The sequence below is a fragment of the Virgibacillus salinus genome (assembly GCF_900102415.1).
GTDB lineage: Bacteria > Bacillota > Bacilli > Bacillales > Amphibacillaceae > Lentibacillus > Lentibacillus subterraneus.
Genome location: NZ_FNKD01000005.1, coordinates 115,054 through 141,014, shown reverse-complemented (window position 1 = coordinate 141,014; position 25,961 = coordinate 115,054). Strand labels below are relative to the sequence as shown.

General features: G+C 37.8%; 22 protein-coding genes. 18 read left to right on the top strand and 4 right to left on the bottom strand.

The annotated features are described in order from the left end of the window. The first annotated feature begins 48 nt into the window (after nucleotides 1-48). The 16 genes from BLS02_RS17810 (at nucleotide 49) to rlmD (ending at nucleotide 21,631) form a co-directional block, all read left to right on the top strand. Entirely contained in the window at nucleotides 49-1,791 is a 1,743-nt protein-coding gene (locus BLS02_RS17810) for an adenine deaminase C-terminal domain-containing protein (RefSeq protein WP_092494377.1), read from the top strand. Between the two features lie 49 nt (nucleotides 1,792-1,840). After that, the gene (locus BLS02_RS17805) at nucleotides 1,841-2,905 is read left to right on the top strand and encodes a DUF3048 domain-containing protein (RefSeq protein ID WP_092494376.1); all 1,065 of its coding nucleotides are present in this window, start codon (nucleotides 1,841-1,843) and stop codon (nucleotides 2,903-2,905) included. A gap of 21 nt (nucleotides 2,906-2,926) precedes the next feature. Further along, nucleotides 2,927-3,232, top strand: a complete 306-nt coding sequence (locus BLS02_RS17800; RefSeq protein ID WP_092494375.1) for a YerC/YecD family TrpR-related protein — start codon at nucleotides 2,927-2,929, stop codon at nucleotides 3,230-3,232. A 716-nt stretch (nucleotides 3,233-3,948) separates the two neighbouring features. Then, nucleotides 3,949-4,641: a heptaprenylglyceryl phosphate synthase gene (locus BLS02_RS17795; RefSeq protein WP_245736129.1), complete on the top strand. Its 693-nt coding sequence runs from the start codon at nucleotides 3,949-3,951 to the stop codon at nucleotides 4,639-4,641. A 21-nt stretch (nucleotides 4,642-4,662) separates the two neighbouring features. Continuing rightward, nucleotides 4,663-6,873, top strand: coding sequence for a DNA helicase PcrA (gene pcrA / locus BLS02_RS17790; RefSeq protein ID WP_439144729.1), 2,211 nt, complete (start codon nucleotides 4,663-4,665; stop codon nucleotides 6,871-6,873). Nucleotides 6,874-6,887: 14 nt separating this feature from the next. After that, nucleotides 6,888-8,891 (top strand): NAD-dependent DNA ligase LigA, encoded by a 2,004-nt coding sequence (ligA, locus tag BLS02_RS17785; RefSeq protein WP_092494373.1) that lies wholly within the window; start codon nucleotides 6,888-6,890, stop codon nucleotides 8,889-8,891. Nucleotides 8,892-8,904: 13 nt separating this feature from the next. After that, the gene (locus BLS02_RS17780; protein WP_092494372.1) at nucleotides 8,905-10,137 is read left to right on the top strand and encodes a CamS family sex pheromone protein; all 1,233 of its coding nucleotides are present in this window, start codon (nucleotides 8,905-8,907) and stop codon (nucleotides 10,135-10,137) included. Between the two features lie 244 nt (nucleotides 10,138-10,381). Further along, nucleotides 10,382-11,929: an L-glutamate gamma-semialdehyde dehydrogenase gene (gene pruA, locus BLS02_RS17775; RefSeq protein WP_092494371.1), complete on the top strand. Its 1,548-nt coding sequence runs from the start codon at nucleotides 10,382-10,384 to the stop codon at nucleotides 11,927-11,929. Between the two features lie 235 nt (nucleotides 11,930-12,164). After that, nucleotides 12,165-13,430: a helix-turn-helix domain-containing protein gene (locus BLS02_RS17770; RefSeq protein ID WP_092494370.1), complete on the top strand. Its 1,266-nt coding sequence runs from the start codon at nucleotides 12,165-12,167 to the stop codon at nucleotides 13,428-13,430. Between the two features lie 14 nt (nucleotides 13,431-13,444). Further along, nucleotides 13,445-13,582, top strand: a complete 138-nt coding sequence (locus tag BLS02_RS19085) for a hypothetical protein (RefSeq protein WP_175559529.1) — start codon at nucleotides 13,445-13,447, stop codon at nucleotides 13,580-13,582. 601 nt (nucleotides 13,583-14,183) lie between these two features. Next, nucleotides 14,184-15,704 (top strand): sodium/proline symporter PutP, encoded by a 1,521-nt coding sequence (putP, locus tag BLS02_RS17765; RefSeq protein WP_092494369.1) that lies wholly within the window; start codon nucleotides 14,184-14,186, stop codon nucleotides 15,702-15,704. A gap of 155 nt (nucleotides 15,705-15,859) precedes the next feature. Beyond that, nucleotides 15,860-16,150, top strand: coding sequence for an Asp-tRNA(Asn)/Glu-tRNA(Gln) amidotransferase subunit GatC (gene gatC, locus BLS02_RS17760; protein WP_092494368.1), 291 nt, complete (start codon nucleotides 15,860-15,862; stop codon nucleotides 16,148-16,150). Nucleotides 16,151-16,162: 12 nt separating this feature from the next. Beyond that, the gene (gatA, locus tag BLS02_RS17755) at nucleotides 16,163-17,629 is read left to right on the top strand and encodes an Asp-tRNA(Asn)/Glu-tRNA(Gln) amidotransferase subunit GatA (protein WP_092494367.1); all 1,467 of its coding nucleotides are present in this window, start codon (nucleotides 16,163-16,165) and stop codon (nucleotides 17,627-17,629) included. After that, complete coding sequence (gene gatB, locus BLS02_RS17750; RefSeq protein ID WP_092494366.1) at nucleotides 17,629-19,059, top strand: Asp-tRNA(Asn)/Glu-tRNA(Gln) amidotransferase subunit GatB; 1,431 nt, start codon at nucleotides 17,629-17,631, stop codon at nucleotides 19,057-19,059. Before gatA ends, gatB begins: the two co-directional genes overlap by 1 nt. A 152-nt stretch (nucleotides 19,060-19,211) precedes the next feature. After that, nucleotides 19,212-20,120, top strand: a complete 909-nt coding sequence (locus BLS02_RS17745) for a diacylglycerol kinase (protein WP_092494365.1) — start codon at nucleotides 19,212-19,214, stop codon at nucleotides 20,118-20,120. A 110-nt stretch (nucleotides 20,121-20,230) separates the two neighbouring features. Further along, nucleotides 20,231-21,631 carry a 23S rRNA (uracil(1939)-C(5))-methyltransferase RlmD gene (gene rlmD, locus BLS02_RS17740; protein WP_092494364.1) on the top strand — a complete coding sequence of 467 codons (1,401 nt, stop codon included), beginning with the start codon at nucleotides 20,231-20,233 and terminating at the stop codon, nucleotides 21,629-21,631. A gap of 505 nt (nucleotides 21,632-22,136) precedes the next feature. On the opposite strand, the gene BLS02_RS17730 is transcribed toward rlmD, so the two are convergent. The 4 genes from BLS02_RS17730 to BLS02_RS17720 all read right to left on the bottom strand — a co-directional run bounded on the left by BLS02_RS17730 (nucleotide 22,137) and on the right by BLS02_RS17720 (nucleotide 25,409). After that, nucleotides 22,137-23,489 carry a hypothetical protein gene (locus BLS02_RS17730; RefSeq protein ID WP_092494362.1) on the bottom strand — a complete coding sequence of 451 codons (1,353 nt, stop codon included), beginning with the start codon at nucleotides 23,487-23,489 and terminating at the stop codon, nucleotides 22,137-22,139. Between the two features lie 146 nt (nucleotides 23,490-23,635). Further along, nucleotides 23,636-24,193 carry a hypothetical protein gene (locus tag BLS02_RS17725; protein WP_092494361.1) on the bottom strand — a complete coding sequence of 186 codons (558 nt, stop codon included), beginning with the start codon at nucleotides 24,191-24,193 and terminating at the stop codon, nucleotides 23,636-23,638. Nucleotides 24,194-24,483: 290 nt separating this feature from the next. Beyond that, nucleotides 24,484-24,660 (bottom strand): hypothetical protein, encoded by a 177-nt coding sequence (locus tag BLS02_RS19080; RefSeq protein ID WP_175559528.1) that lies wholly within the window; start codon nucleotides 24,658-24,660, stop codon nucleotides 24,484-24,486. Nucleotides 24,661-25,277: 617 nt separating this feature from the next. After that, complete coding sequence (locus BLS02_RS17720; protein ID WP_254788812.1) at nucleotides 25,278-25,409, bottom strand: alkyl sulfatase dimerization domain-containing protein; 132 nt, start codon at nucleotides 25,407-25,409, stop codon at nucleotides 25,278-25,280. Between the two features lie 259 nt (nucleotides 25,410-25,668). Between BLS02_RS17720 and BLS02_RS18840 the strand changes: the two genes are divergently transcribed. Both BLS02_RS18840 and BLS02_RS17715 read left to right on the top strand, forming a co-directional pair. Further along, nucleotides 25,669-25,875, top strand: a complete 207-nt coding sequence (locus tag BLS02_RS18840) for a staygreen family protein (RefSeq protein ID WP_139180814.1) — start codon at nucleotides 25,669-25,671, stop codon at nucleotides 25,873-25,875. After that, on the top strand, nucleotides 25,868-25,957 hold the full coding sequence (locus BLS02_RS17715) for a YjcZ family sporulation protein (protein WP_092494359.1): 90 nt from the start codon (nucleotides 25,868-25,870) through the stop codon (nucleotides 25,955-25,957). The genes BLS02_RS18840 and BLS02_RS17715 overlap by 8 nt, the downstream gene beginning before the upstream one ends. The last annotated feature ends 4 nt before the right edge of the window (nucleotides 25,958-25,961 follow it).

The following is a 25,961-nucleotide window of genomic DNA, read 5'->3' as shown; positions in this document are numbered from 1 at the left end:
CGAAAAATATGTTAAGATGGAAAAAATTATATATTGGAGCGTTGCTATATGCTACAAAATGGATATTACTGGAGAAACCGTGAACTGAGAGAACATGTTGCTGTTCTAGATGGAAAAGTTGCACCAACAATTCTTTTAAAAAATGGAACATATTTAAACACATATACGAAGCAATGGTTACGTGCGAACATTTGGATATTTAACGATCGCATTGTCTATGTTGGTGATAAACTTCCTGAAAATAATATAACTACCGAAGTGATAGACTGTGAAGGATTATTTCTTGTACCTGGATACATGGAGCCGCATGCACATCCATACCAGCTGTATAATCCGGAGTCTCTTGCTTTTCACGCGGCTAAATATGGAACAACTACATTGATAAACGACAACTTAATGTGGAATTTTTTGTTAGATAAAAAGAAAGCGTTTTCTATATTAGAGGAGTTTAATAGGCTGCCTATTTCGATGTATTGGTGGGCCCGGTTCGATTCGCAAACGGCATTGCAAGATGAGAAAGAGCTTTTCAGTACGGAAAATGTACTATCTTGGTTGGAGCATGAATCAGTCCTGCAAGGCGGAGAACTGACATCATGGCCAAGTCTGCTTGCAGGTGATGATCGTCTGCTATACTGGATTCAAGAGGCCAAAAGGTTAGGTAAGCCAATGGAAGGACATTTGCCTGGCGCTTCCGAAAAGACGTTAACGAAGATGAAATTGCTGGGTATTTCTGCAGAACATGAAGCAATGACTGGACAAGAAGCGATTAAACGTTTGCAGCTTGGCTATCAGGTTGGTTTGCGATATTCATCTATCCGCCCTGACTTGCCAAAATTGATAGATGAAATTCTTGCAGAGAACCTGCAAACCTTTGATAATATTACCATGACAACTGATGGAGCAACCCCTTCATTCTATGAAAATGGAGTAATGAATGTTTGTATAGAAATTGCCATTGAAAAGGGTATTCCTGTTGCGGATGCATATTGTATGGCATCAATTAATGTCGCTAAGCATTATGGGTTGCATGAGGAGCTAGGAAGTATTGCGCCAGGCCGAATTGCAAACATTAACTTTATTAAAGGAAAATCAAACCCGCACCCAATAAGCGTTTTAGCAAAGGGCGAATGGATTTTAAAAGATAATGAGGAACAGAACACCACTTCCAGAATTAACTGGGGAAAATATGAAATAGAACCACTTACTTTTGATTGGGATCTAACGATGGAGGACTTGCAATTTTCAGTGCCAATCGGCCTAAAGATGGTAAATGAGGTAATTATTAATCCATATCCTATTGAAACTGACGTAACACTTGATGTAATATCAGACAAATACGATGACGCATTTCTTTTATTAGTAGATCGAAAAGGGAAATGGCGTGTCAATACTGCGATTAGGGGATTTACAAATCAATTAGGTGCATTAGCAAGCTCCTTCTCGACAACAGGTGATCTTGTTTTTATCGGTAAAAGTAAACCTGATATGCTCATTGCTTGGGAACGCATTAAAGAGCTTGGTGGAGGAATTGTATTGGTGCATCAAGGTGAAATTATTTTTGAATTGCCACTTCGGTTGGCAGGAAGCATGTTTGCCGGAGAAATGAAGGAATTAATGGAAAAAGAAAAGCAGCTAAAAAGCTTGCTGAAAGAATTTGGCTATCGTTTTACTGACCCAATATATTCGATTTTATTCCTGTCTTCAACCCATCTTCCATACATTCGCATTACACAACAAGGAATTATGGACGTTAAGAAACGTGAAGTCCTCTTCCCAGCTAACATGCGATAGCGTATAATGAATTAAAAGTATAAGTATTTTAGTAGAAAGAGGTGGGGATATGAAGAAGGCACTATTTTACCTCCTGTTATTGTTAATGTTCGTCTTGCTTGCAGCTTGTTCAGACGAAAAGCAGGAAGCTGAAGATAATGGGACAAAAGATAACGCAGTGGAAGAGAAAGATCAGGTACCGGATCCTAAGGAAGCTGAAAAATCAAATACATTCCCACTAACAGGAATTAAAACAGATCAAAAAGTAAATGATCGCATAGTCAGTGTTATGATTAATAATCATACTAAAGCTCGACCGCAAACCGGTCTTTCCAGTGCAGATGTAGTGTTTGAATTTTTGGCAGAAGGAAAAATCACTCGTTTACTGGCTATGTTTCAAAGCGAAAAGCCAGATGTTGTGGGTCCGGTAAGAAGTGCGCGTGAATATTATTTTGAAATGGCAGATAGGTATGACGCGTTATATATTTATCACGGTGCAGCGAATTTCGTAAATGATATGATTAAAAAGCGCGGTATTGAACACTTAGATGGCGCTATTTACGATAATGACGGCCACTTGTTCAAACGGGAATCTTTCCGACGGGCACCGCATAATTCGTATTTGCAATTTGGAGCAGTATATGACGTAGCATCACAAAAAGGATATGATGTTAAACATTCATACAAGCCACTACCGTTCTTATCAGAAGATAAAACGAAAAACATTTCAGGTGAGGCAGCAAACCATGTTGAAATTGTGTATTCCGACAGCCCAATGGAAATTGTTGAATATGAATATGATGAAAAAAATGAAAAATATACACGATACAGCGATCGGAAGAAAACAGTTGAATTGAATTCTGAAGAGCCAATACAGGTTGACAATATATTCATTGTGGAGACATATCATGAAGTTATTGATGACGCAGGTCGTCGTGCAATTGATATAACTTCAGGCGGCAATGGGTATCTTATTCATAAAGGAAAGGTTCAGGAGGTACAATGGGAGAATCGTGACGGGCGAATAATCCCTGTAAAGGATGGTCAGCCAGTTGAATTTGTTCAAGGTAAAACATGGGTCAACGTTGTTCCATCAAGCCCAGGAATCGATCAATCTGTAAATATATCGAATTAGTATGAATCAGGGGGTTTCGTTGTGCAAATTGATAAGCTACGCGGAAAACAGTTAGATCAAATGTGTGATGCTATTCTGTCACTTAAGAATCGTGAGGAATGCTATAAATTTTTTGATGATATTGCAACAATGTCAGAAATACACTCTATTGCCCAGCGATTGCAAGTTGCAAAAATGTTAACTGAAGGTCACACATACAATGTTATCGAAAAGGAAACGAATGCCTCAACCGCTACTATATCACGTGTTCGGAGATGTATTAACTTTGGCAGTGATGGTTATCAGCTGGTTTTAGATCGGATTATGGACGAGGACGAGGAAGAATAACAAATGCCGCTATCTCGTTGAGGTAGCGGCATTTTTCTCTGAGAGATTGTTTCTAATGAATGACTGCGACATAATGTGGAAGAGAATTAAGTGCTATAGCACCGCTCCGGAAATACACTACGCGCACCTTAGGGCAACGCTTCAGCTTCCTCGAAAGCAAAAACCGCTTCCTGCGGGTTCTTCAGCTGTTGCTTCGATGAACAGGATGTTCTAGTACCGGCGTTGGTCACAGGACGTGACCGGTTTTAGCCGGTGACGAGCAAGAGTCTTCGAGTGTTTCCTGCGCTTGACTTTGCCCTCTTTATCTTGATAAATCAAAATATATATTGTGACGGAAAAAAGCAAGATTTTGAAACCATTTAAACAAGCAGTTGGAATATGCGAGACTCCTGTGGGACAGCGATCCTAAGAGACTCCACAGCAAGCGTTCTATGCGTCGGAGGCTCGTGGTGAGCCCACGGCTAAGGAAGACACTGTGAAAGCGTTAGATTGAGCAAATGTCGCCTTTGTACCCAGAGTGGTGAAAGCGAGTATATTCCAACTGCGTGGTTAGAGAGCCATCCTTATTTTCCACATTATTAGCCTCCTTCTTAAAAAAACCCAAAAACATTAAACTTTATCCTAATTTCTATGCCTGATTTTTGGTATACTTTAAGAATGATATACTATAACGCTGAATGAGCTGATCCAATTTTTGAATATGGAGGATTTTGACGTTGAATTATACATTGAACACATGGAAGCATTTATTTAAACTGGATCCTGCTAAAGAAATATCGGACGAGCACCTGGATATGATATGTGAATCTGGTACAGACGCGGTTATTGTTGGAGGAACTGATAATGTTACATTGGATGGAGTGCTGGATTTGCTCTCACGAGTGCGCCGGCATACAGTTCCATGTGCTTTAGAAATATCCAACATGGATGCTGTTACACCGGGATTTGACTTCTATTTCATTCCAATGGTTGTCAACAGTACCGAGAAAAAATGGATGATGGATTTGCAGCATCAAGCAATCAAGGAATATAAGGATATTATGGACTGGAATGAAATGTTTGTAGAGGGTTATTGTATTTTAAATCAAGAAGCCAAGGCTTTTACGAAAACAAACTGTGAAATGCCAGATGAAGACGATGTGACAGCATATGCATACATGGCTGAGCGCGTTTTCCATTTACCGATTTTCTATATGGAATACAGTGGTACATATGGCGATCCGTCACTTGTGAAAAAGGTGAAGGAACAACTAAGTAACACAAAACTATTTTATGGTGGAGGTATTGAAAACAGTTTCCAAGCTCGTGAAATGAAAGAACATGCCGATACGATAATAGTTGGAAATAGCATTTATACAGATATAAAAAAAGCATTAAAAACTGTTAAAGCAGTTAACGATATGGATTAAGGTGGTGTCATTGTGAGTCAAATGATGGGTGACTTACTAAGTGGATTAAACAAGGAACAGCAACAGGCTGTTAAACATACAGACGGACCATTACTTATTATGGCAGGAGCGGGAAGTGGTAAAACACGAGTGCTTACACACCGTATTGCCTATTTGCTTCGTGAAAAAGAAGTTTCGCCAAAAAGTGTCCTGGCGATAACATTTACAAATAAAGCAGCACGCGAAATGAAGGAACGTGTACATAAACTTGTTGGAATGGGAAGTGGCCAAATTTGGGTATCAACCTTCCACTCGATGTGTGTACGTATTTTACGAAAAGATATTGATCGGATAGGGTATAGCCGTAACTTCACTATTCTTGATAGCAGTGACCAATTATCTGTTATCAAACAAACGCTAAAAGATCTTAATATTGATCCGAAAAAGTTTGAGCCGCGTGCAATGCTGGGATCGATTAGTTCAGCAAAAAATGAATTAATAACACCTGAGGAATACAGCAAGAATGTCAGTGACTTTTTCGAACGGCAAGTCTCACAGGTATATGACAGATATCAGAAAACCTTGCAAAAGAATCAATCACTCGATTTTGATGATTTGATAATGCAGACAATCCATTTATTCAAAAGGATTCCGGAAGTATTGGAATATTACCAGCGCAGATTTCAGTACATTCATGTGGATGAGTATCAGGATACGAATCATGCCCAATACTATTTAGTGCAGCAGCTGGCAAATCGTTTTCAGAACCTATGTGTTGTTGGGGATTCTGATCAATCTATTTATGGCTGGCGTGGAGCTGATATTGCAAATATCTTGTCATTTGAAAAAGACTATCCGTCAGCAAGAACTGTTTTTCTTGAACAAAATTACCGTTCGACTAAATCAATTCTTTCTGCAGCGAATAAAGTAATTGAGCATAATTCAGGACGGAAACCGAAGAATCTTTGGACTGAGAATGCAGAAGGCAAGAATATCCATTATTTTCAAGGTGCAACCGAACAAGAGGAAGCATTATTTGTAACGGATAAAATCCAGGAATTAATACGTGAGGAAGGCTTTTCACCGAATGATATATCGATATTATACCGAACAAATGCCCAATCACGTGCTGTTGAGGATACTTTTATGAAGTCGAATATTGCCTATCAAATGGTGGGCGGAACAAAGTTCTATGATCGTAAAGAAATTAAGGATATGGTTGCTTACTTACGGCTGATTACAAACCCTGATGATGATTTGAGCTTTGAACGTGTGGTTAACGCACCCAAACGGGGTATTGGAAAAACATCTGTAGAAAGATTGCGTGCCTATTCCGCGCAGCATGATATTTCATTTTATCAAGCGGTAAAAGAAGTTGATTTTACCGGTGTTCCAAAAAAGGCTGCAAATGCGCTAGCGGAATTTGGTAATTTAATTAAATCACTCTCACAGCAGCAGGAATTTTTAACAGCGACAGATATGGTTGAAGCAATCTTACAGCGTACAGGCTATGAACAGGTGCTGAAAAATGAACGAACAATAGAATCACAAAGTCGTATTGAAAACCTGGAAGAATTCAAAACAGTAACACAGGATTTCGAAAAGGTTAGTGAGGATAAGACACTTGTTGCATTTTTGACTGACTTAGCATTGATAGCTGATTTAGATCGTGTTGATGATGAGGAAGACTCTGAAAATGAAGAGAAGATTACTTTAATGACATTGCACGCTGCCAAAGGCCTAGAATTTCCTGTCGTCTTTTTAATCGGTTTGGAGGAGAATGTGTTTCCACACAGCAGATCGATGTTTGATAATGATGAGATGGAAGAAGAACGCCGTTTAGCATACGTTGGAATTACACGAGCTGAACAACAGCTATACTTAACACATGCAAAAATGCGTACCTTATACGGCCGAACAAATATGAATCCCATTAGCCGATTCATTAATGAAATTCCGGAAGAGCTCATAGACGGAATTGAGCAGGCTCGTGCTACTATGTATGGTTCTATTTCAAAATCACCAGATAAACCTTCACCTGTTAAACGACGTGCCGAAAAAATGCAGCATACGACTGGTGCAGAAAGCGAATCATGGGGACCAGGTGACAAAGCGAAACACAATAAGTGGGGTGTTGGTACTGTTGTTAAGGTTCAAGGTGAAGGAGAAGCAATGGAAATGGATATCGCCTTTCCAGCACCAACGGGAATCAAACGTGTGTTAGCCAAATTCGCTCCAATTACGAAAGAATAAGGAGGTGCTTGTTAATGGATAAACCACAAGCACAAGAGAAAATTAATGAGCTGACAGAAATGCTTCATCAATACAATTATGAATATCATGTACTTGATAATCCAAGTGTACCTGATGCAGAATATGATCAAAAAATGCAGGAATTGCGTAATTTAGAGGAAGAATTTCCTGAACTAATTTCACCTGAATCACCTACACAGCGTGTTGGCGGTGAACCGTTGGATGCTTTTCAAAAGGTACGGCATAATGTGCCAATGCTGAGCTTGGGTAATGCCTTTAATGCGACTGATTTGCGTGACTTCGCCCGACGTGCCAGTCAAGGGACGGATGACGCTATAGCTTATGTATGTGAGCTGAAAATAGATGGACTTGCCATTTCATTATTATATGAAGATGGCAAGTTTGTTCGCGGTGCCACTCGTGGTGATGGAACAATTGGCGAGGATATTACAAGTAATCTTAAAACTATTGGCAGTATTCCGCTTAAGATTAAAGAAAAAGAAACAATCGAAGTACGTGGGGAAGCATTTATGCCACATAAGTCATTTATTGCATTAAACAACGAACGCGAAGAAAAAGAAGAAGAACCATTTGCCAACCCAAGGAATGCTGCAGCAGGTTCACTGCGGCAACTTGACCCAAAAATTGCAGCAAAAAGGAATCTGGATATATTTTTATATGGTGTCGGAGAGTGGGATGCAGGTACATTGGAATCCCATAGTGAACGTCTGGATTATTTGAAGAAGCTAGGATTTAAGACCAATCCGGAGTGGAAAAAGTGCGAAACCATCGATGAAGTCATTGAATATGTAGAGTATTGGGAAAATGAACGGCCAAATTTAAATTATGAAATTGATGGTATCGTGATAAAAGTTGATAATTTGACACAGCAAGAGGAACTTGGGTTTACGGCGAAAAGTCCACGTTGGGCAATAGCATATAAATTCCCTGCAGAAGAGGTAGTAACGACACTGCATGATATAGAATTAAGTGTTGGAAGAACTGGTGTGGTCACCCCTACGGCAATATTAGAACCAGTAAAAGTAGCTGGAACAATCGTAAAACGGGCATCGTTGCATAACGAAGACTTAATTCGCGAAAAGGACATTCGCATCGGTGATACTGTTGTTATTAAAAAAGCTGGAGACATTATTCCAGAAGTTATTCGTTCTGTGGAGGATAAGCGAACAGGTCATGAACAGGAATTTCATATGCCGGATGAATGTCCTGCATGTGGTAGTGAACTCGTTCGCTTGGAAGAGGAAGTAGCATTACGCTGTATTAATCCAAACTGCCCTGCACAGTTAAAAGAAGGACTAATCCATTTTGTCTCCCGTAATGCAATGAACATTGATGGCCTAGGGGAAAAGGTAATCATTCAACTATTTCAGGAAGAATTGATTCAAACGATTGCTGATCTCTATCGTTTGGAGCGGGCTGACCTGCTGGAATTGGAACGGATGGGCGAGAAATCGGTTGATAATTTATTAAAAGCAATCGATGCATCAAAAGATAACTCGCTGGAACGTTTGCTTTTTGGATTAGGAATTCGTTTCGTTGGTTCGAAAGCAGCAAAAACACTTGCAGCCCATTTTGAAACAATGGAAGCCTTACAACAGGCGACATTTGATGATATCATTAACATAAATGAAATGGGTGAAGTGATGGCTGACTCAATTGTCCGTTATTTTGCCGAAGAAGAAGTCAAAGATCTCCTTCGTGAGTTAAATACATTAGACGTGAATATGGAGTACAAAGGACCGAAGAAACAAGATATTGCTGAGGATACTCCTTTTTCGGGGAAAACGGTAGTTCTTACAGGCAAAATGGAGCTATTCACACGGACAGAAGCAAAAAATGCTATCGAACAACTTGGCGGGTCTGTGACTGGTAGTGTGAGCAAAAAAACGGACATTGTCATAGCGGGGGAAGAAGCCGGATCGAAATTAGAAAAAGCTCAGAAGCTCGAGATTTCGATTTGGACCGAAGAACAACTTAGAGATGTCCTAGATAGTTAAGGAGTGGAGCGCTTTGAATAAAATTATTGTTTGGTTGTTAGGTACCCTACTGGTCTTAACGAGCTGTAGCCCAAGCATCAATGATGATGAGGTTGTTAAACAAGAAGATGAATCAGAAGAAAATACATCCATCGTCTCAAGCAATCAGTTCTCTAAAGAGGAATACCGAACAATATTACCATATCGACCAAGTGCATCTCGTGGAGTTATCGTTAATCAGATGGGTAATCGACTCGATATTGATGAGATGGAACAAGGATTAAGACGCCTTTCGAAGGAATATTATGACCCGGAAAAGTACTTTTTTGAAGAAGGTCAATATCTTGAAGAGGATATGATGTACAATTGGCTGGATCGCGAAATGACAGAAAAACAAATAGTGGATACGGTTGCTAACTTTAAAGAAAGCTATCCGGAAGCAACTGAGAAGCAAATTGAATCTAAGGAGGAGGAAATAAGATATGAGTCCTCCTTGGCATTTAACCCATCGATTAAAGATGATGGTTCGAAAAAACAGCAAGAAAATAATCCAAAATATCTAACTCACATTCTAGAACAAAATTTTCTTAAGAAGAATGAAGATAATTCGGTAGAATTAGTTGGAATGTCTATTGGAATAGCAATGAAGTCAATATATACTTTTCAAACAGAAATTGGCGGAACAAGTTATCATCATGAAATCCCAAAATCTATGATGCTTAAAAAAGGAAAAGAAATCGCACAAACAGTTCTTGAACGCGTACGTAAAATGGATGGCTTAGCTGAAATACCAATTCTTATCACCCTATACAGAGAGGAAGATCAAGGGTCACCTGTATCTGGAAGCTATGTTGCCAAAACAGGTGTAAAAGGCAGTGACATGACGATTGGGGAATGGGAAACAGTAAATGAAGAAAATATTCTTTTCCCTTCTGATGAAGGTAAAGAAAAATATTATGATCATCAACAATTGGTACAAAACTTCGGTACTAGGATTGAAGAATTCTTTCCAAATTATGTGGGTGTTATCGGTGAAGGCTTCTACAAGAATGAAGAATTAAAAAAACTTACTCTTGAAATACCGCTGGAGTTTTATGGGAAAGGGGAAGTCATAGGCTTTACACAGTATACGTACCAGTTAGTTAAAGAAATGTTCTCGGACTATTATGATCTCGAAGTCAAAATCAAATCGAATAATAAAATGGAGAGTATTATATACCGGGAAGCAGGAGCAGACGAACCAACTGTCCATATTTTTGATAAGTAATAAAGTATAATACTTTTTTACTGTATAACTATGGCTGGCCTCCAAAGTATAAGGGATTCTAAGAGAGTGAAATACGTTTTTATAAAAACACCTTTAACGATAAGCCAAGGTTTCTAAATAAATAAACTAGATTCGTTGAAGTGTTTGGGCTATTCGGTTAAAATGAGGGATGGGAAAGCTCCATCCCTCATTTTATATGAAAACGCAATCATGGAGTAATAGAGAATTTCAAGGAGGTTTTTTCATGGTAGTACCTTACAAGCATGAACCTTTTACAGACTTTACCGTAGAAGAAAATAGAAGTGCAATGCTAGAAGCACTTAAAAAGATTGAAGCTGATCTTGGTAAAGAATACCCATTAATCATTGGTGGGGAACGCATTACAACAGATGATAAGATCGTATCAGTAAACCCTGCAAAAAAAGATGAAGTTGTGGGTTATGTATCAAAAGCTAATCAGGAACTGGCTGAACAGGCAATGAAAGTTGCTGACACAACGTTTGAAACGTGGAGAAAGTCAGATCCGAAATTCCGTGCAGATATTCTTTTTCGTTCAGCGGCAATTGTTAGACGCCGTAAGCATGAATTCACTGCACATTTAATAAAAGAAGGCGGAAAACCATGGAAAGAAGCGGATGCTGATACAGCAGAAGCAATTGATTTCATGGAATATTACGGACGTCAGATGCTCAAATTTAAAGATGGCGTTGAAATTAATAGTCGCCCAATCGAATATAACCAATACAATTACATCCCATTAGGTGTTGGTGTGGTTATTTCACCATGGAATTTCCTTTTTGCAATTATGGCAGGTACAACTGTTGCTTCAATGGTTTCAGGTAACACTGTATTATTAAAACCAGCTAGTACAACCCCTGTTATTGCATATAAATTGATGGAAGTACTTGAAGAAGCAGGGATGCCTCCAGGTGTAATCAACTATATTCCTGGACCTGGAAGTGAAGTAGGTGACTATCTTGTAGATCATCCACGGACTCGTTTCATTAGCTTTACTGGCTCTCGCGATGTCGGTACCCGTATCTTTGAACGCGCTGCAAAAGTACAGCCGGGTCAAAAGTGGCTTAAGCGTACCATCATCGAAATGGGCGGTAAAGATACAATCGTTGTGGATAATGAAGCAGATCTTGAACTTGCTGCACAATCGATTGTTCAATCAGCATTTGGATTCTCTGGCCAAAAATGTTCAGCATGTTCACGTGCTGTAATACATGAAGATGTATATGATCAGGTAAAAGATCGCGTAGCAGCATTAACAAAAGAAAAGTCTGCTGGTGATCCACATGATAACTCACACTTTATGGGTCCAGTTATTGACCAAGGTGCATATGATAAAATTATGAGTTATGTTGAAATTGGTAAAAAAGAAGGTAAACTTCTTGTTGGTGGAGATGGCGATGATAGCAAAGGCTGGTTTGTAAATCCAACTGTATTTGCTGATCTTGATCCTGAAGCACGCATTATGCAGGAGGAAATCTTCGGACCAGTTGTTGGATTAACAAAAGCAAAAGACTTTGATGAAGCAATCGAAATTGCTAATAACACAGATTACGGTTTAACTGGAGCAGTAATCACGAACAACCGTGTTCACCAGGAAAAGGCACGTAAAGACTTCCATGTCGGAAACCTTTACTTCAACCGTGGCTGTACAGCTGCAATTGTTGGATACCAGCCATTTGGCGGTTTCAACATGTCAGGTACAGACTCAAAAGCCGGTGGTCCGGATTACCTAATCCACCACATGCAAGGTAAGACGACATCTGAAATGTTCTAAGTAAATAGGCTTACAATTTTCGACAAAGCCCTTTTTTTGCGCTTAAATGCGCATAAAAGGGCTTTTTATGTCGAACTTTCCTCGTTACAGGAAAGTTGGCAAGTTTTTAAGGTGTTAATTGCTATATAAACCCCTCAACTTTCCCAATATGAATTATTTGAAAATATGTTATTATAGAAATATAGAAAGCTTAAATAATATTTGTTTAAATTCAGCTAGTGAGGTGGGTATAAAGATGGAAATAGGTCCATATATCAAATTACACCGCATTAAACAGGAAATGACTCAAGCGGAGCTAGCTGAGGGAATTGTCTCATTTGCATACTTATCAAAAATAGAGAACCAAAAAACAGAGGCAAGCTCAAATGTAATAAGCCTATTGTGTACTCGTCTTGGAATTCAAATGAATAACGAAACAGATGAAACAATTAGGGACAAGTGCCAGCAATGGTATGAAATGCTGTTTGAGGTTAATGACAAAGAGGAAATAATAAAAACATACAAAGAATTAAATAGTTTAATGTATGAACATCACTCAGACAGTTTAATATTATTTGAAATTCACAAAATAAGGTATTTTTTAATCCTAAGTGAATTTGAAGAGGCATTAACTCAGATTAATAGACTTGCTGATATGTCTGGAACTTTTGATAGTTTACATTTATTTTATTGGTATAAGTTTAAAGGTAATTATAATACAGCTAAAAATGAATTTAACCAGGCAATGCGAATGTATAAGATTGCAGAAGAGAAATTAAATCAACTTGAATTATCAGAAGAAAAGATAGCAGATCTGCAATATACAATAGCGGTAACACATAGTAAGTTACATAATACACTCGAAGCAATTGAATACTCCGATAAAGCTATTGATATTTTTCGTAAACAATATAATTTTATCCGGTGTGCCCAATGTCATATTGTTTTGGGAATTTCATACAGAAGAATAAGAATGTATGATAAGTCGATTAAGAACCATAATTTAGCTAAACACTTAGGTGAGCTGAGCAAGAATAGACAGATCATCCAACTGACAAATCAGAATTTGGGGTATTTACACTCTACAAAAGGCGATAGAAAGAAGGCAATTCACTACTATGTTGAGGTGTTAAATGACCCTGAAGTTGACATGAATGCTCGATTGACCGCAGTTACATCATTAATTAAGGAATATTACTCAATATATGATTTTGATAAAACAAGAGAAATGATTGATAATGGAATTGAATTATTAGATAACATGAAAAATAAGGAAGCATTTAAAATTCATTACTATGTTATTAATTCTTATAACTATGCTATAAGACAAGATAATGAGAAGTTTGAAACACTGGTAATCAATGAATTTATTCCGTACCTACAAAAGCATAAGGACTTTGCTAATTTAGTTGATTACGCTAAGATGCTTGGTAGGCACTTTGAGAGGTTAAATAAGTATAAAGACTCTGTTAAATATTATAAATTAGCAAATGTCACCTATGAAGAATTGATTAATTTGTAAAGGAGGGGAGATAAATGAAAAAAGTAATTGCAACAGTATCACTAGGTACACTTCTAGTAGCAGGCTTTCTATTCTCACAAGAGCCAGCGGAATTAGCATCAGACCTGGAACCAAGTGTGTTTTCAATTAGCCATGATTCAAGTCTCTTCTAAATTATGAAGAGCTAGCAAGTAATTTTTTTACCCTATTACTATATGATGAACTTGCCTGAAATAGTGTGGAAGCTATTTCAGGTCTTTTTTGTTTAGAAATAAATTTGAACATATTTGCATAAGACAAGGAATATCATTATAAAAACAAAACATCGACAGAAGAGCGCGAACATCAACGGAAAGAAAATCAAAAAAACATCTCAAAACAAAAACCACATCGCCTCATATCGGCTTTTTATTCCAATATATTCCAAATTACCTCCTATTTAAGAAAAAATATGTATTTAGCAATCCATGAATCTGAAATTTTTTCACATTTTAAAATGCTCTATAAGTCCTATAATAGCAATACATCGAAAAGATAACACAATTATCTAAAGGTTTAGAATTAACCTAGCACTGTTGTAAAAATTATTGTGGTGTGAAAGTATTATATTTGTGCTATTATTGAAATGTAGCACAATTAAAAAAATTCAGAAAGGGGAGTGCGCCAATGGAATACGCTATTTCAGGTGCATCGTGGCTTTGGTTATTTATACCTATGCCGATTTTGATTTTACTTTCAATTATTACATTGTTCACAGAAGGGAGGAAAAAGTAGATGGGTCTTGAAACACTGATTACATTTATTGTTTATTTAATAGGTATGCTTGTTATTGGTATTGTAATGTACCGTATGACAAACGATTTATCTGACTATGTGCTAGGCGGGCGTTCACTTGGACCAGGAGTCGCAGCATTAAGTGCGGGTGCCTCAGATATGAGTGGATGGTTACTACTAGGTCTACCGGGTGCTGTTTATGCATCAGGGATGGGATCAGCGTGGATTGCAGTCGGGTTGGCAATAGGTGCTTACTTAAACTGGCAATTTGTTGCGAAGCGTCTACGTATTTATACAGAGGTTTCCAATGACTCTATTACAGTTCCAGACTTTTTAGAGAATCGTTTTAAAGACAAGTCTCACGTACTACGCGTTATCTCTGCTTTAGTCATTTTATTATTCTTCACTTTTTATACTTCATCAGGAATGGTGGCCGGAGCGAAACTATTTGAAGCATCATTTGGGTTATCTTACAACTCAGCATTATGGATAGGAACATTAGTGGTAGTTTCATATACATTATTAGGTGGTTTCTTAGCTGTTACTTGGACTGACTTTATTCAAGGTATTCTAATGTTTCTAGCACTAATTCTAGTTCCAATTGTTGCCCTTAATGAAATGGGTGGTTGGAGCACTGCAGTTAATGCAGTAGGACAAATCAGCCCTGACCATTTAACAATGGTGCAAGGAGTTGGTATTATGGCAATAATATCTTCTCTAGCTTGGGGACTTGGTTACTTTGGCCAGCCACATATACTTGTCCGTTTTATGGCATTGCGTTCACATAAGGATGTTCCAAAAGCACGTTTTATAGGAACGACATGGATGATCCTTGGGCTTTATGGCGCAATATTTACAGGTTTTGTCGGCTTGGCATTTATTCATACACAAGATGTTGGCGTTTTATCTGAATTTGGGATTAGTGTAATTACTGAAAATGGTTTCCAAATGCTTGAGGATCCAGAAAAAATCTTCATTGCATTTTCTCAAATTTTATTCAACCCAATTATTGCGGGTATTTTATTAGCTGCGATCCTTTCAGCTATTATGAGTACAATTGACTCGCAGTTGTTAGTATCATCATCTGCTGTTGCAGAAGATGTTTACAGAGCTCTTTTCCGTCGTGAAGCTTCTGACAAAGAACTTGTATGGATTGGTAGATTCGCTACGCTTGGAATTGCTCTAATCGCAGCTCTTATTGCTATGAACCCAGACAGTTCTGTACTAGAGCTCGTGAGTTATGCATGGGCTGGATTTGGTGCAGCATTCGGACCAACTGTTATTCTAGCACTATTCTGGAAAAACTTTACTCGAAACGGTGCATTAGCAGGTATTATTGTTGGTGCTGTTACAGTTATCGTTTGGGGTGAATTCTTAGAAGGTGGAATATTCGACCTCTATGAAATCGTTCCTGGTTTCATACTCAACTTAATTGTTGCAGTATTAGTTAGTAAATTAGGAAAGCCTTCACCAGAAATTGAAGCTGATTTTGATAAGGCTGAAGCAACATTTAACGAATAATTGATCTGTCAAAAGCCACTTTCCTCCTTAATGAGGGAAGTGGTTTTTTCTGTTTAGTTGATTACACAAGAAGGTTTCTGCTATTATCAATAGTGTCTTTTAAAATATAAAATCGATTAAAATAATAAAAACTACCTTTCATGGAGGTGTCATTTATGGCAGATATTTCAAAGGATCAAGTAAAGCATGTTGCCCACTTAGCAAGACTTGCAGTTACAGAAGATGAGGCAGATCTGTTTACGGACCAGCTCAGTTCAATCATAGAATATGCTGAACAATTAAATGAATTGGATACAGAAGGTGTGGAGCCTACGACGCATGTTATGGATTTGAAAAATGTTCTTCGCAAGGACGAGCCTAAAGAATGGATATCAAAAGAGGATGCATTAAAGAATGCTCCTGATAAGCAGAACGGTTATTTTCGTGTACCATCGATTTTGGAGTAAGGAGGGAACAGCATGTCGTTATTTGACCATAGCATAAAAGAATTAGAAACAATGCTACATAACAAAGAAATTTCAGTAGAAGATCTGGTTGACACGTCGTATGATCGTATAAATGAGGTCGATGATCAGGTACTGGCCTTTTTGACATTGGATGAAGAGCATGCACGCAGTCAGGCAAAGCAATTGGATGCTGCTCCAGATACTGCAGCGCGTTTATTTGGTATCCCAAGCGGTATCAAGGATAATATTGTAACAAAAGGATTGCGTACCACATGTGGAAGTCAATTTTTGAAAAACTTTGATGACCCGCTTTACAATGCAAATGTTGTTGAAAAGCTGAATAACGAAAAGGCTGTAACTATAGGTAAGCTGAATATGGATGAATTCGCGATGGGTTCATCAAATGAAAATTCCAGCTACATGGCAACTCGCAATCCTTGGAACACTGATCATGTTCCAGGTGGTTCAAGTGGCGGATCGGCAGCATCTGTAGCTGCAGGAGAAGTGTTGTTCTCTTTAGGTTCTGACACAGGTGGTTCGATTCGTCAGCCTGCCGCATTTTGTGGAGTTGTTGGGTTAAAGCCTACATATGGACGAGTGTCACGGTTTGGATTGGTGGCATTTGCGTCGTCTCTGGACCAAATCGGCCCAATCACACGAAACGTTGAAGATAACGCACGGGTACTGGAAGTTATTTCTGGTCATGACAAGATGGATTCAACCAGCGCTGATATTGATGTTCCTGAATACACCAAGGCACTGACCGGTGATGTAAAAGGTCTTAAAATCGCTGTGCCAAAAGAATATCTTGCTGAAGGTGTTGAGCCTGAGGTAAAAGAATCTGTCATGAATGCGTTGAAAGTGTACGAATCCCTGGGCGCTGAGTGGGAAGAAGTATCATTACCACATTCTAAATATGCAGTTGCAACCTATTATTTATTAGCCTCATCAGAAGCATCTGCAAACCTTGCACGCTTCGATGGTGTACGATACGGTGTGCGATCGGAGAATTCCAATAATATGATTGATATGTTCAAGAATTCCCGTAGTGAAGGGTTTGGAGAAGAGGTTAAACGGCGTATAATGCTTGGAACTTTCGCATTAAGCTCAGGCTACTATGATGCATATTATAAGAAAGCACAAAAAGTTCGTACATTAATCAAAAATGACTTTGATAAGATTTTTGCAGACTATGATGTTGTTATTGGACCAACAACACCAACACCTGCCTTTAAAATTGGTGAAAAAGTTGATGATCCATTAACAATGTACGCAAACGATATTCTGACCATACCAGTAAACCTTGCTGGTGTTCCCGGAATTTCTGTACCATGTGGATTCTCGGAAAACGGCCTTCCATTTGGCTTACAAATTATAGGGAAGCATTTTGACGAAAGCATCGTTTATCGTGCAGCGTATGCATATGAACAAGTAACAGACCATCACACAAAACGACCTCAACTGGGAGGTGCAAAATAATGAATTTCGAAACAGTTATTGGTCTAGAAGTACACGTTGAGTTGAAAACAGACTCCAAAATTTTCAGTCCAAGTCCTAATGCATTTGGCGCAGAGCCGAATTCAAATGTTAATCCAATTGATCTTGGGTATCCCGGTGTTCTTCCCGTATTAAATGAAGAAGTGGTAAATTTTGCTATGAAGGCTGCGCTTGCACTTAATTGTGAAATTGCAACAGATACAAAATTCGACCGTAAGAACTATTTTTATCCGGACAATCCAAAAGCATATCAAATTTCCCAGTTTGATAAGCCAATCGGTGAAAACGGCTGGATTGAGATTGAAGTAAATGGAGAAAAGAAACGAATTGGAATTACCCGTCTTCATATTGAAGAGGATGCAGGTAAATTAAATCACCAGGATGACGGCTATTCACTGGTTGACTTTAACCGTCAGGGGACCCCGTTAGTAGAAATTGTGTCCGAGCCAGATATGCAATCGCCAGAAGAAGCGTATGCATACTTGGAAAAACTGAAAAACATTATTCAATATACCGGTGTCTCCGACTGTAAAATGGAAGAAGGATCACTAAGGTGTGATGCCAACTTATCCATCCGTCCAATAGGGCAGGAGGAATTCGGCACAAAATCAGAATTGAAAAACCTGAATTCCTTTAACTTTGTACAAAAAGGACTGGAATTTGAAGAAAAACGTCAGGAAAAGGTTCTTTTAGCTGGTGGTGAAATTTTACAGGAAACACGCCGTTATGATGAGAAATCAAAAGAAACAGTCCTAATGCGTATTAAGGAAGGTTCGGATGATTATCGTTATTTTCCCGAGCCAGATCTTGTACCATTATATATTGATGAAGCATGGAAAGAACGAATTCGCCAGGAGATTCCCGAGCTTCCAGGCGCACGTAAAAAGCGCTATATAGATGAGCTTGGATTACCGGAATATGATGCTGAAGTGTTAACGAATTCCAAGGAAATGTCCGATTTCTTTCAGGTAACAGTGGATCATAATGCTGATATTAAACAAGCATCAAATTGGCTGATGGGCGAAGTGTCAGGTTATATGAATAAACATTCAAAAGAATTAAATGAACTTGCCCTAACACCAGAATCACTAGCCAAAATGATCAAGCTTATAGAGGACGGAACGATTTCGTCAAAAATCGCCAAGAAAGTTTTCGCGGAGTTAGTTGAAAATGGTGGCGACCCGGAAAAGATTGTTAAAGAGAAAGGTCTTGTACAAATTTCCGATGAAGGTCAGTTAACTGAAATCATTACAAAAATTCTCGATGAAAATGAGCAGTCAATTATCGATTACAAAAACGGTAAAGAACGTGCGAAAGGGTTTCTCGTTGGACAGGTAATGAAAGCTACCAAAGGACAGGCGAATCCACCTATGGTCAACAAAATACTTGCAGCCGAAATGGATAAAAGATAATACGATTTGCATATAGACTACTGTCAAATGGGTGACAGTAGTCTATAATATTCTGTAAAACCCCTTTTCAAAATTGCTAAAAAGGGCTATGATAAATGTTGATGTATTTTAAATATAGATTAGTTTGGAACAGCAGGGGGGAGGGATCCACAATGAAGACAGCCCGGATCATTTATAATCCAACATCAGGTCGTGAAGCATTTAAAAAAGAATTAGCGCCCGTATTAGAGCGTTTTGAAGTTGCTGGGTATGAAACATCCACCCACGCTACAACTAGTGAGGGTGATGCTATAAACGCAGCGAGAACTGCTGTTGAACGAGGCTTTGACTTAATTGTAGCTGCAGGCGGTGACGGTACTATTAATGAAGTTATAAATGGAATGGCAGAACAAGAATATCGCCCTAAGCTTGGGATTATCCCAATGGGAACGACAAATGACTTTGCCAGGGCATTGTGTATCCCTCGCGATATCAAAAAAGCAGTCGATGTTATTTTGTATGATCAATCGATGCTGCTGGACATTGGTCGCGTAAACGATCAATACTTCATGAATATAGCAGGTGGCGGTAAACTTACTGAGTTAACGTATGAAGTTCCAAGCAAATTAAAAACAATGCTCGGACAGATGGCCTATTATATGAAGGGAATTGAGATGCTTCCTTCCTTGAAGCCGATACGAGCAAAAATAGAATATGACGGCAATATTGTTGATGAAGAAATTATGCTTTTTCTAATTTCAAACTCCAATTCGGTTGCAGGCTTTGAGAAGCTTGCTCCAGATGCCAAGCTTGACGATGGTTATTTTGATTTGCTGATTTTGAAAAAAGCTAACCTCGCAGAATTCATTCGAATTGCAAGCCTGGCCCTTCGCGGTGCACACCTTGAAGACAGCCATGTAATTTACGTGAAGGCAAAAGAAGTAAAAGTCGATACGGATGAAAAAATGCAGTTAAATATAGACGGTGAGTTTGGCGGAATGTTGCCAGGGGAATTTAAGAATCTCCAACAGCATATTGAGTTTTTTGTACCGGATAAGTTTGTAGAATCACAGAAAAGTTAGATGCTTAGCCCTTGATGTATATAGATAACATCAAGGGTTTTATAATGTAAATATTCAATCAGGTTATGATAAGATAATAATCACATACATGAACGTAAAGGAAGGTACCAATGGCTAAACACACAGCACCAGTGGAAAAGAATGAAACAATTACGCTTAACTTCGAGGATCTCACCCATGAAGGGAATGGTGTCGGAAAAATTAATGGCTATCCATTATTTGTCCCTCAGGCTTTACCAGGAGAAGAAGGGAAAGTAAAAGTTGTTAAGGCAAATAAAAATTTTGGTTTCGGGAAATTACTTGAACTAACCAAAGAAAGTCCAGACCGGATCGAACCTGTCTGTCATGTCCATTGCAATGGGTGTGGCCTTCAGCATATGAGTTATTCGCTGCAGCTTGAAATGAAACAAAACCAAGTGAAAAATGCGATGAAAAAAATTGCGCATCTTGAACATGTGCCAGTAAAATCAATTATCGGCATGGATGATCCATTACATTATCGAAACAAAGTGCAAATTCCAGTTGGCGAAAAAAACGGTGAACTCATAACTGGATTTTATCAAAAACGCAGCCACCGGATTATCGAAAACACGGAAACATGTGTTACACATAACGAAGTGATTAATGGCGTTGTGAAGTCTGTAAGAGACATTGCCAATAGACTTGGCATCAAAGCTTATAACGAACAAAAGCATAACGGAGTTCTTCGCCATATTATGGTGAGGACGGGTGAAGAGACAAAGGATATTATGGTCGTACTTGTAACGCGGACAGATAAATTGCCACATCAGGATGAGTTGGTGAAGGAGCTTACTAGTGAGTTTCCCCATATAAAATCTGTCGTTCATAATGTTAATCATAAAAGGACCAATGTCATCATGGGTGATAAATCAAAAGTAATCTGGGGCGATGAATATATTCACGATAAAATTGGTGAAATCACCTTTGCTATCTCAGCAAAATCATTTTATCAAGTAAACCCAGCACAAACCAGGAAACTGTATGATAAGGCATTAGAATATGCTGACATTGGAACAAAAGATACTGTAATTGATGCTTATTGCGGTATTGGAACGATCTCGTTATTTATGGCCCAAAAAGCGAGGAAGGTATACGGTGTCGAAGTTGTGCCAGAAGCAATCAGCGATGCCAAAAAGAATGCCAAGTTAAACGGAATTACGAACGCAGAATTCTACGTTGGTGAAGCAGAAAAGGTCATGCCATGGTGGAAGATGCAAGGATTAAACCCGGATGTCATCGTCGTTGACCCACCACGAAAAGGCTGTGATGAAGAACTTCTTAAAGCAATGACTGAAATGCAGCCAAAGCGAATTGTGTATGTATCCTGCAACCCATCAACATTAGCACGGGATTTACGCGTGCTGGAGGATAGAGGATATGCTACACAAGTAGTTCAGCCAGTAGATATGTTTCCACAGACAGGGCATGTGGAGTGCTGTGCGTTAATAGAAAGGGTGAAAGATTATGCAGTTGGGTCCGAGAATCTATAAAAGATTCTCGGAGTCCCATCTGCTTTAATTTCATTCTTTTCAATCAACTTATGCAAAATCTCTGGAGTGAGTTTTTTGAATTCTACAAGCTTTGTGTGTAAAACAAAAGCTTTACAGCGCTTCTGAATTTCAAGACATGACAAAATATTTAATGGCACAACGCCCTGTTAAAACTGTAAAACCAGTGCAAGAAATACAAGCACTTCACCATGAATCATCTTATTTATTAGATATTAAACCTCCCACAAGAGATTTAACTAAGTACATGGAAATTATGGAGGGAGGTGATTCTTCATGCGTACGTATAAAGAGCTAGAATCAATCCTACGAACATTACGTTTTGCTGAAACGTCTGAACACTTGCCCGAACTGATAAAGAGGCTGATAGTCAGACACTATCGTATATGCACAAGTGGTTCAATCCATCTGCAAAAATCACCGCTGTTTATATCCGCAAAAAGTACTCTCAAGTAAAGAATAATATGCAAATCGGCCGCTATGTCTATTAAAAGCTGTCTATTTCAAAAAGCTTGAAAAATTTATCTTTTAATTCCGGTTCAAGATAATCCATGTCTATTTTTACAAACGCACGATCTTCTTCCGTTAATGAATCAATTTGCATCGGAATGTTTTCCGTTTTTATCTTATTTTTAATTTTTAGAGAGTCCTCGATCGGTCCTTCTCTGTATCCAAATGACTCAAACGAAACAGTATCTCCATTCTCCATATCAAATTGGAAGGACCATTTAAATTCTTTGCTTCTTGCAATTCCTGCTAAAGGAGGGAAATCTGTTTTTCCAGATAAGTAAACCGATTCTACCTTGTTCCAGTCATAAGTCTGATTGGAACCAAAGGCAGATTGTACCACTCCATCTTTTCCAATAGCCTGATAATCATGAATCGTGACGTACTGCAATATGGCAAACATGAGGAAAAAGATACTAATAGATATAAGGAATTTTTTCCTGTTTTTTCTCCAAACGGTAATAGGACCTGCCAGCAGTATAATGATGACGAGGATCAACGATTGAAGTGCCCCTACCCATTGATCAGAAACAAGACGTAAAAATATGAAATCAGGTTCCTCCAATAAATTTTCTTTCCATTCCATCAAATTGATAAAGATATATAAACCAAATGGAACCACTAACGCAAAATAACAATAAATTCGAAACATGGCATGTTTATAGAAATTTTTCAGTGTAACATCTCTAACTAGGAACAATCCAATTATAAATGGTATCATTCCCATGAATAAAAGCATTACAAAATAAAATACCAGACCTTCCTCGTCAAAAGTTGTAAATGCAGCAATAGCAGACATGTAACTGAAAATGATGAGGGGATAGCCAATCGCTGCTATTAAAAAACGAAAAAGTTTCCTTTGGATGGAAGGATTTCCCTCGTTGCTTTGGCTCTTAACTGTTTTCTTTTGATAAAAAATATCATCTATTTGAGCGAAAACATTAAACAAACACGAACTTACAGCTATGTAGCTCCTTTGTGCATTCTCAGTCATGTCTTTGATAGATTGTGGGGTCGTTACTAGATGTGTATTGAAAGATTCATAGGTCGTCTCCTCAAGAAAGGTGATTTCCTTTTCTACCCAATTTGAGTGAGAAGCATACACCGACTGAAGCCATTCTTCATTCATTAATTCATCAGGAAGTGTCTTGGTTTCTGATCTGCCTAACTGCTCCAAGTACTGATATAACACTTCATCCGTCATCATTTGTTTTTTGATTTCGAGGATTTTGATCGTCTTCCTCTGAAGCCAATCAGGAACGTCCAAGTCTTCCATGAGTTGTTGTAACGAAATTAACAGGTCCTTATTTTCACCATTCCTTTTTGTCTTCATATTATTACCCACCCAAGTCTAAAATAGAAAACTTCCATTCAGTCTCCTCCTTTAAAAAGAAATCTGGGATATAACTTAAACCCTGTTTATAATTGGTTTCAATCAAGAAAGATTCCTTTCCAATTCCCATTCTATATTTTTGTGATTTAAAATTCGTGTTTACTGTCTTCCCACTTTGAACAAAAAATCCCCTGTAAATCTTCGTAATATTTTGGAGAGGCTCCAGAATCATTCCGTCTGAATTCTTTTAAACTATATATTTCTCTACCATTGTTTAAAGACAGATAACAAGCATTATCAAGTTTATAAAAGTTATCCTTCAATAGATAGTTGGAGTCGCCAAATATTTTTCCTACTTGTGTTGATCCAATAATATAATTATATCTTGATATATTTATAGAGTTGTCATTGCTATCAGGACCTAGTGCTCCAAACCAATCATATCTTCGCTCTTTGTTATTATTAGTAAAGCCACGTTTAATGGAATAGAAAAACCTATAGAAATGATAATTGTCTCTAGTAAAATGTTCATACTCTATAACCTGATTTTCCATTAATAAGTAATTAATAGCGTTTTCATTTGTTTCATTTACTATTAAAGTTAGTTCAACATTTGCATACTCTTCAAAGTCTTGTTCATAGACCCTATCTAAAGTAAATAAGTCAGGATATTTATCAATATATTCTCCCTGTCGTAATCCCATTTTTTCATGATTTTGTGAGTGCTTTCCCTATTTGCAAAATCAGTACTTTCCAATGTTATCGCCTCCAAAATTATACTGTATATTAACCATATGAACTTTATATGTATTTAATAAAAGTATTGAATTATTAACCGATGTTGATATAACTTTGGCATTTTTACCTGAGATCAATGATGGTTGGGTTGAATAGAACCTTTTTAAGTTTTCTTTAAAGTTTTTAATCACGATCAAAAGAAGAGAATACAGTACAGTAGCTCTGGAGATGAGAAGGATGTCTCCACACGGAAAAATTAATGCCTTCTTTTGTTTAAATTATCTAGTACACGCTGATGATAGTCTGGATCTTCTTCTAATACATCATATGCGACTTCAATAGGACTATACTCTGAAAGATTTGATAAATCAACTGTATCAAATGAACTAACGATGAATACTTTTTGTGTTTGTCTAAACCTTAAATCCTCCATAATATCGGTTAATAACCATTCTTATTCCAAAGGCATTAGAGGATAAATGATAGCTACATCTATTTGATTTGGTGTCTTTAACCATGTTCTTCTTTGTATGATATCAACATAGAGACGGTTCTCTTTCAATGAATATCCTTTGCGCAAGTCTTTTACTTGATTCTAAGAAATTAGTAGCGTTAGGAATGGTACTGGTTCTAAAGAGAAAATTACCATTTTTATAATATTTAGCGAGTACTTGCAAAACGAGTCGGTGTTTCTCATCGTTCCTGTAACTAAGCAATATGTTTCGTCAGACTATAGAAAATGTTTTATCTTCTCTATTGCTTCACTTCTAGTATTCAATACCATCAATCCTTTATGTAATTTGCTCTCCTATAAGATAAATAAATCAGGATGATATGAATTCTTTTCCAGTTTTAAATACAAACTATTGCACTAATGGTTATGTATTACATTAATCGTATATCTACTAGAGTGAATAGTCAATATTTACTATATGTTCATATAATCATCCAACCGGATAATATTAATATTAGAGTGTTCGAATACTAAGTAAGTAGATCACATACGCTAGTGATAGATTATTTAATACATCTTCAGTAATAATCGAACCTTTAGCCGGAAGAATACCATAGCGTAGTTGGACTTGCATAAATAACCTGTTTTGTAACCTCTGTTATCCATTGATATTCTCCGTTCCTGAAATCCTGCTTAGCTTTCTCTATAACAAGTCCCTCTTCACCCACATATTCCACATATTTCTTGGCTGATTCTTCAGGTAGTAATTTATCCAGCCGATATACTTTTGATACACTGCTTTTGCATCATGATTGACAGCTTGTAACTGCAAGACTACATTGAACAGTTTCGCTTGATAGAATTGAACACTTTTTTCTGGAAAATTACCCCTGATCAGTTAAGTTTGAGAGTATGTTGTTGACTGTGACAGAGGGACGAAGAGGGTGGAAAAGGCACATTTATAGTAGTTGTAGTTGTTTATAAGAATTGAACTCTGACTTTACTAGTGAATTATTTTTGGATATTGGCTATGTGTTGAACTATGAGAAAATTAACACTGATATGCGTGATGAAGTTTTTGCTTTAAAGCAGAGATCTATAAAGAATAAGATCATTGTGTATGCCCAAACGAAAAGTAAAAATTCGAATAATATGTTTTATCAACTTTTAAAGGGGGTGACTCTTTATGAGTAAATGTGGATATAATGACAGCTTTGTGTTAATTGTCGTACTATTTATCCTTTTAATTATCGTCGGTGCATCCTTCTATTACTAAACCA

What these genes read in the sequence shown, in the direction of transcription:
- pruA (WP_092494371.1), top strand. Translation starts at nt 10,382, where the DNA reads ATGGTAGTACCTTACAAGCATGAACCTTTTACAGACTTTACCGTAGAA.
- BLS02_RS17770 (WP_092494370.1), top strand. Translation starts at nt 12,165, where the DNA reads ATGGAAATAGGTCCATATATCAAATTACACCGCATTAAACAGGAAATG.
- BLS02_RS17730 (WP_092494362.1), bottom strand. Translation starts at nt 23,489, where the DNA reads ATGAAGACAAAAAGGAATGGTGAAAATAAGGACCTGTTAATTTCGTTA.
- ligA (WP_092494373.1), top strand. Translation starts at nt 6,888, where the DNA reads ATGGATAAACCACAAGCACAAGAGAAAATTAATGAGCTGACAGAAATG.
- BLS02_RS17810 (WP_092494377.1), top strand. Translation starts at nt 49, where the DNA reads ATGCTACAAAATGGATATTACTGGAGAAACCGTGAACTGAGAGAACAT.
- BLS02_RS17715 (WP_092494359.1), top strand. Translation starts at nt 25,868, where the DNA reads ATGAGTAAATGTGGATATAATGACAGCTTTGTGTTAATTGTCGTACTA.
- BLS02_RS17725 (WP_092494361.1), bottom strand. Translation starts at nt 24,193, where the DNA reads ATGGGATTACGACAGGGAGAATATATTGATAAATATCCTGACTTATTT.
- putP (WP_092494369.1), top strand. Translation starts at nt 14,184, where the DNA reads ATGGGTCTTGAAACACTGATTACATTTATTGTTTATTTAATAGGTATG.
- rlmD (WP_092494364.1), top strand. Translation starts at nt 20,231, where the DNA reads ATGGCTAAACACACAGCACCAGTGGAAAAGAATGAAACAATTACGCTT.
- BLS02_RS17745 (WP_092494365.1), top strand. Translation starts at nt 19,212, where the DNA reads ATGAAGACAGCCCGGATCATTTATAATCCAACATCAGGTCGTGAAGCA.
- gatB (WP_092494366.1), top strand. Translation starts at nt 17,629, where the DNA reads ATGAATTTCGAAACAGTTATTGGTCTAGAAGTACACGTTGAGTTGAAA.
- BLS02_RS19080 (WP_175559528.1), bottom strand. Translation starts at nt 24,660, where the DNA reads ATGGAGGATTTAAGGTTTAGACAAACACAAAAAGTATTCATCGTTAGT.
- pcrA (WP_439144729.1), top strand. Translation starts at nt 4,663, where the DNA reads ATGATGGGTGACTTACTAAGTGGATTAAACAAGGAACAGCAACAGGCT.
- BLS02_RS17805 (WP_092494376.1), top strand. Translation starts at nt 1,841, where the DNA reads ATGAAGAAGGCACTATTTTACCTCCTGTTATTGTTAATGTTCGTCTTG.
- gatC (WP_092494368.1), top strand. Translation starts at nt 15,860, where the DNA reads ATGGCAGATATTTCAAAGGATCAAGTAAAGCATGTTGCCCACTTAGCA.
- gatA (WP_092494367.1), top strand. Translation starts at nt 16,163, where the DNA reads ATGTCGTTATTTGACCATAGCATAAAAGAATTAGAAACAATGCTACAT.
- BLS02_RS19085 (WP_175559529.1), top strand. Translation starts at nt 13,445, where the DNA reads ATGAAAAAAGTAATTGCAACAGTATCACTAGGTACACTTCTAGTAGCA.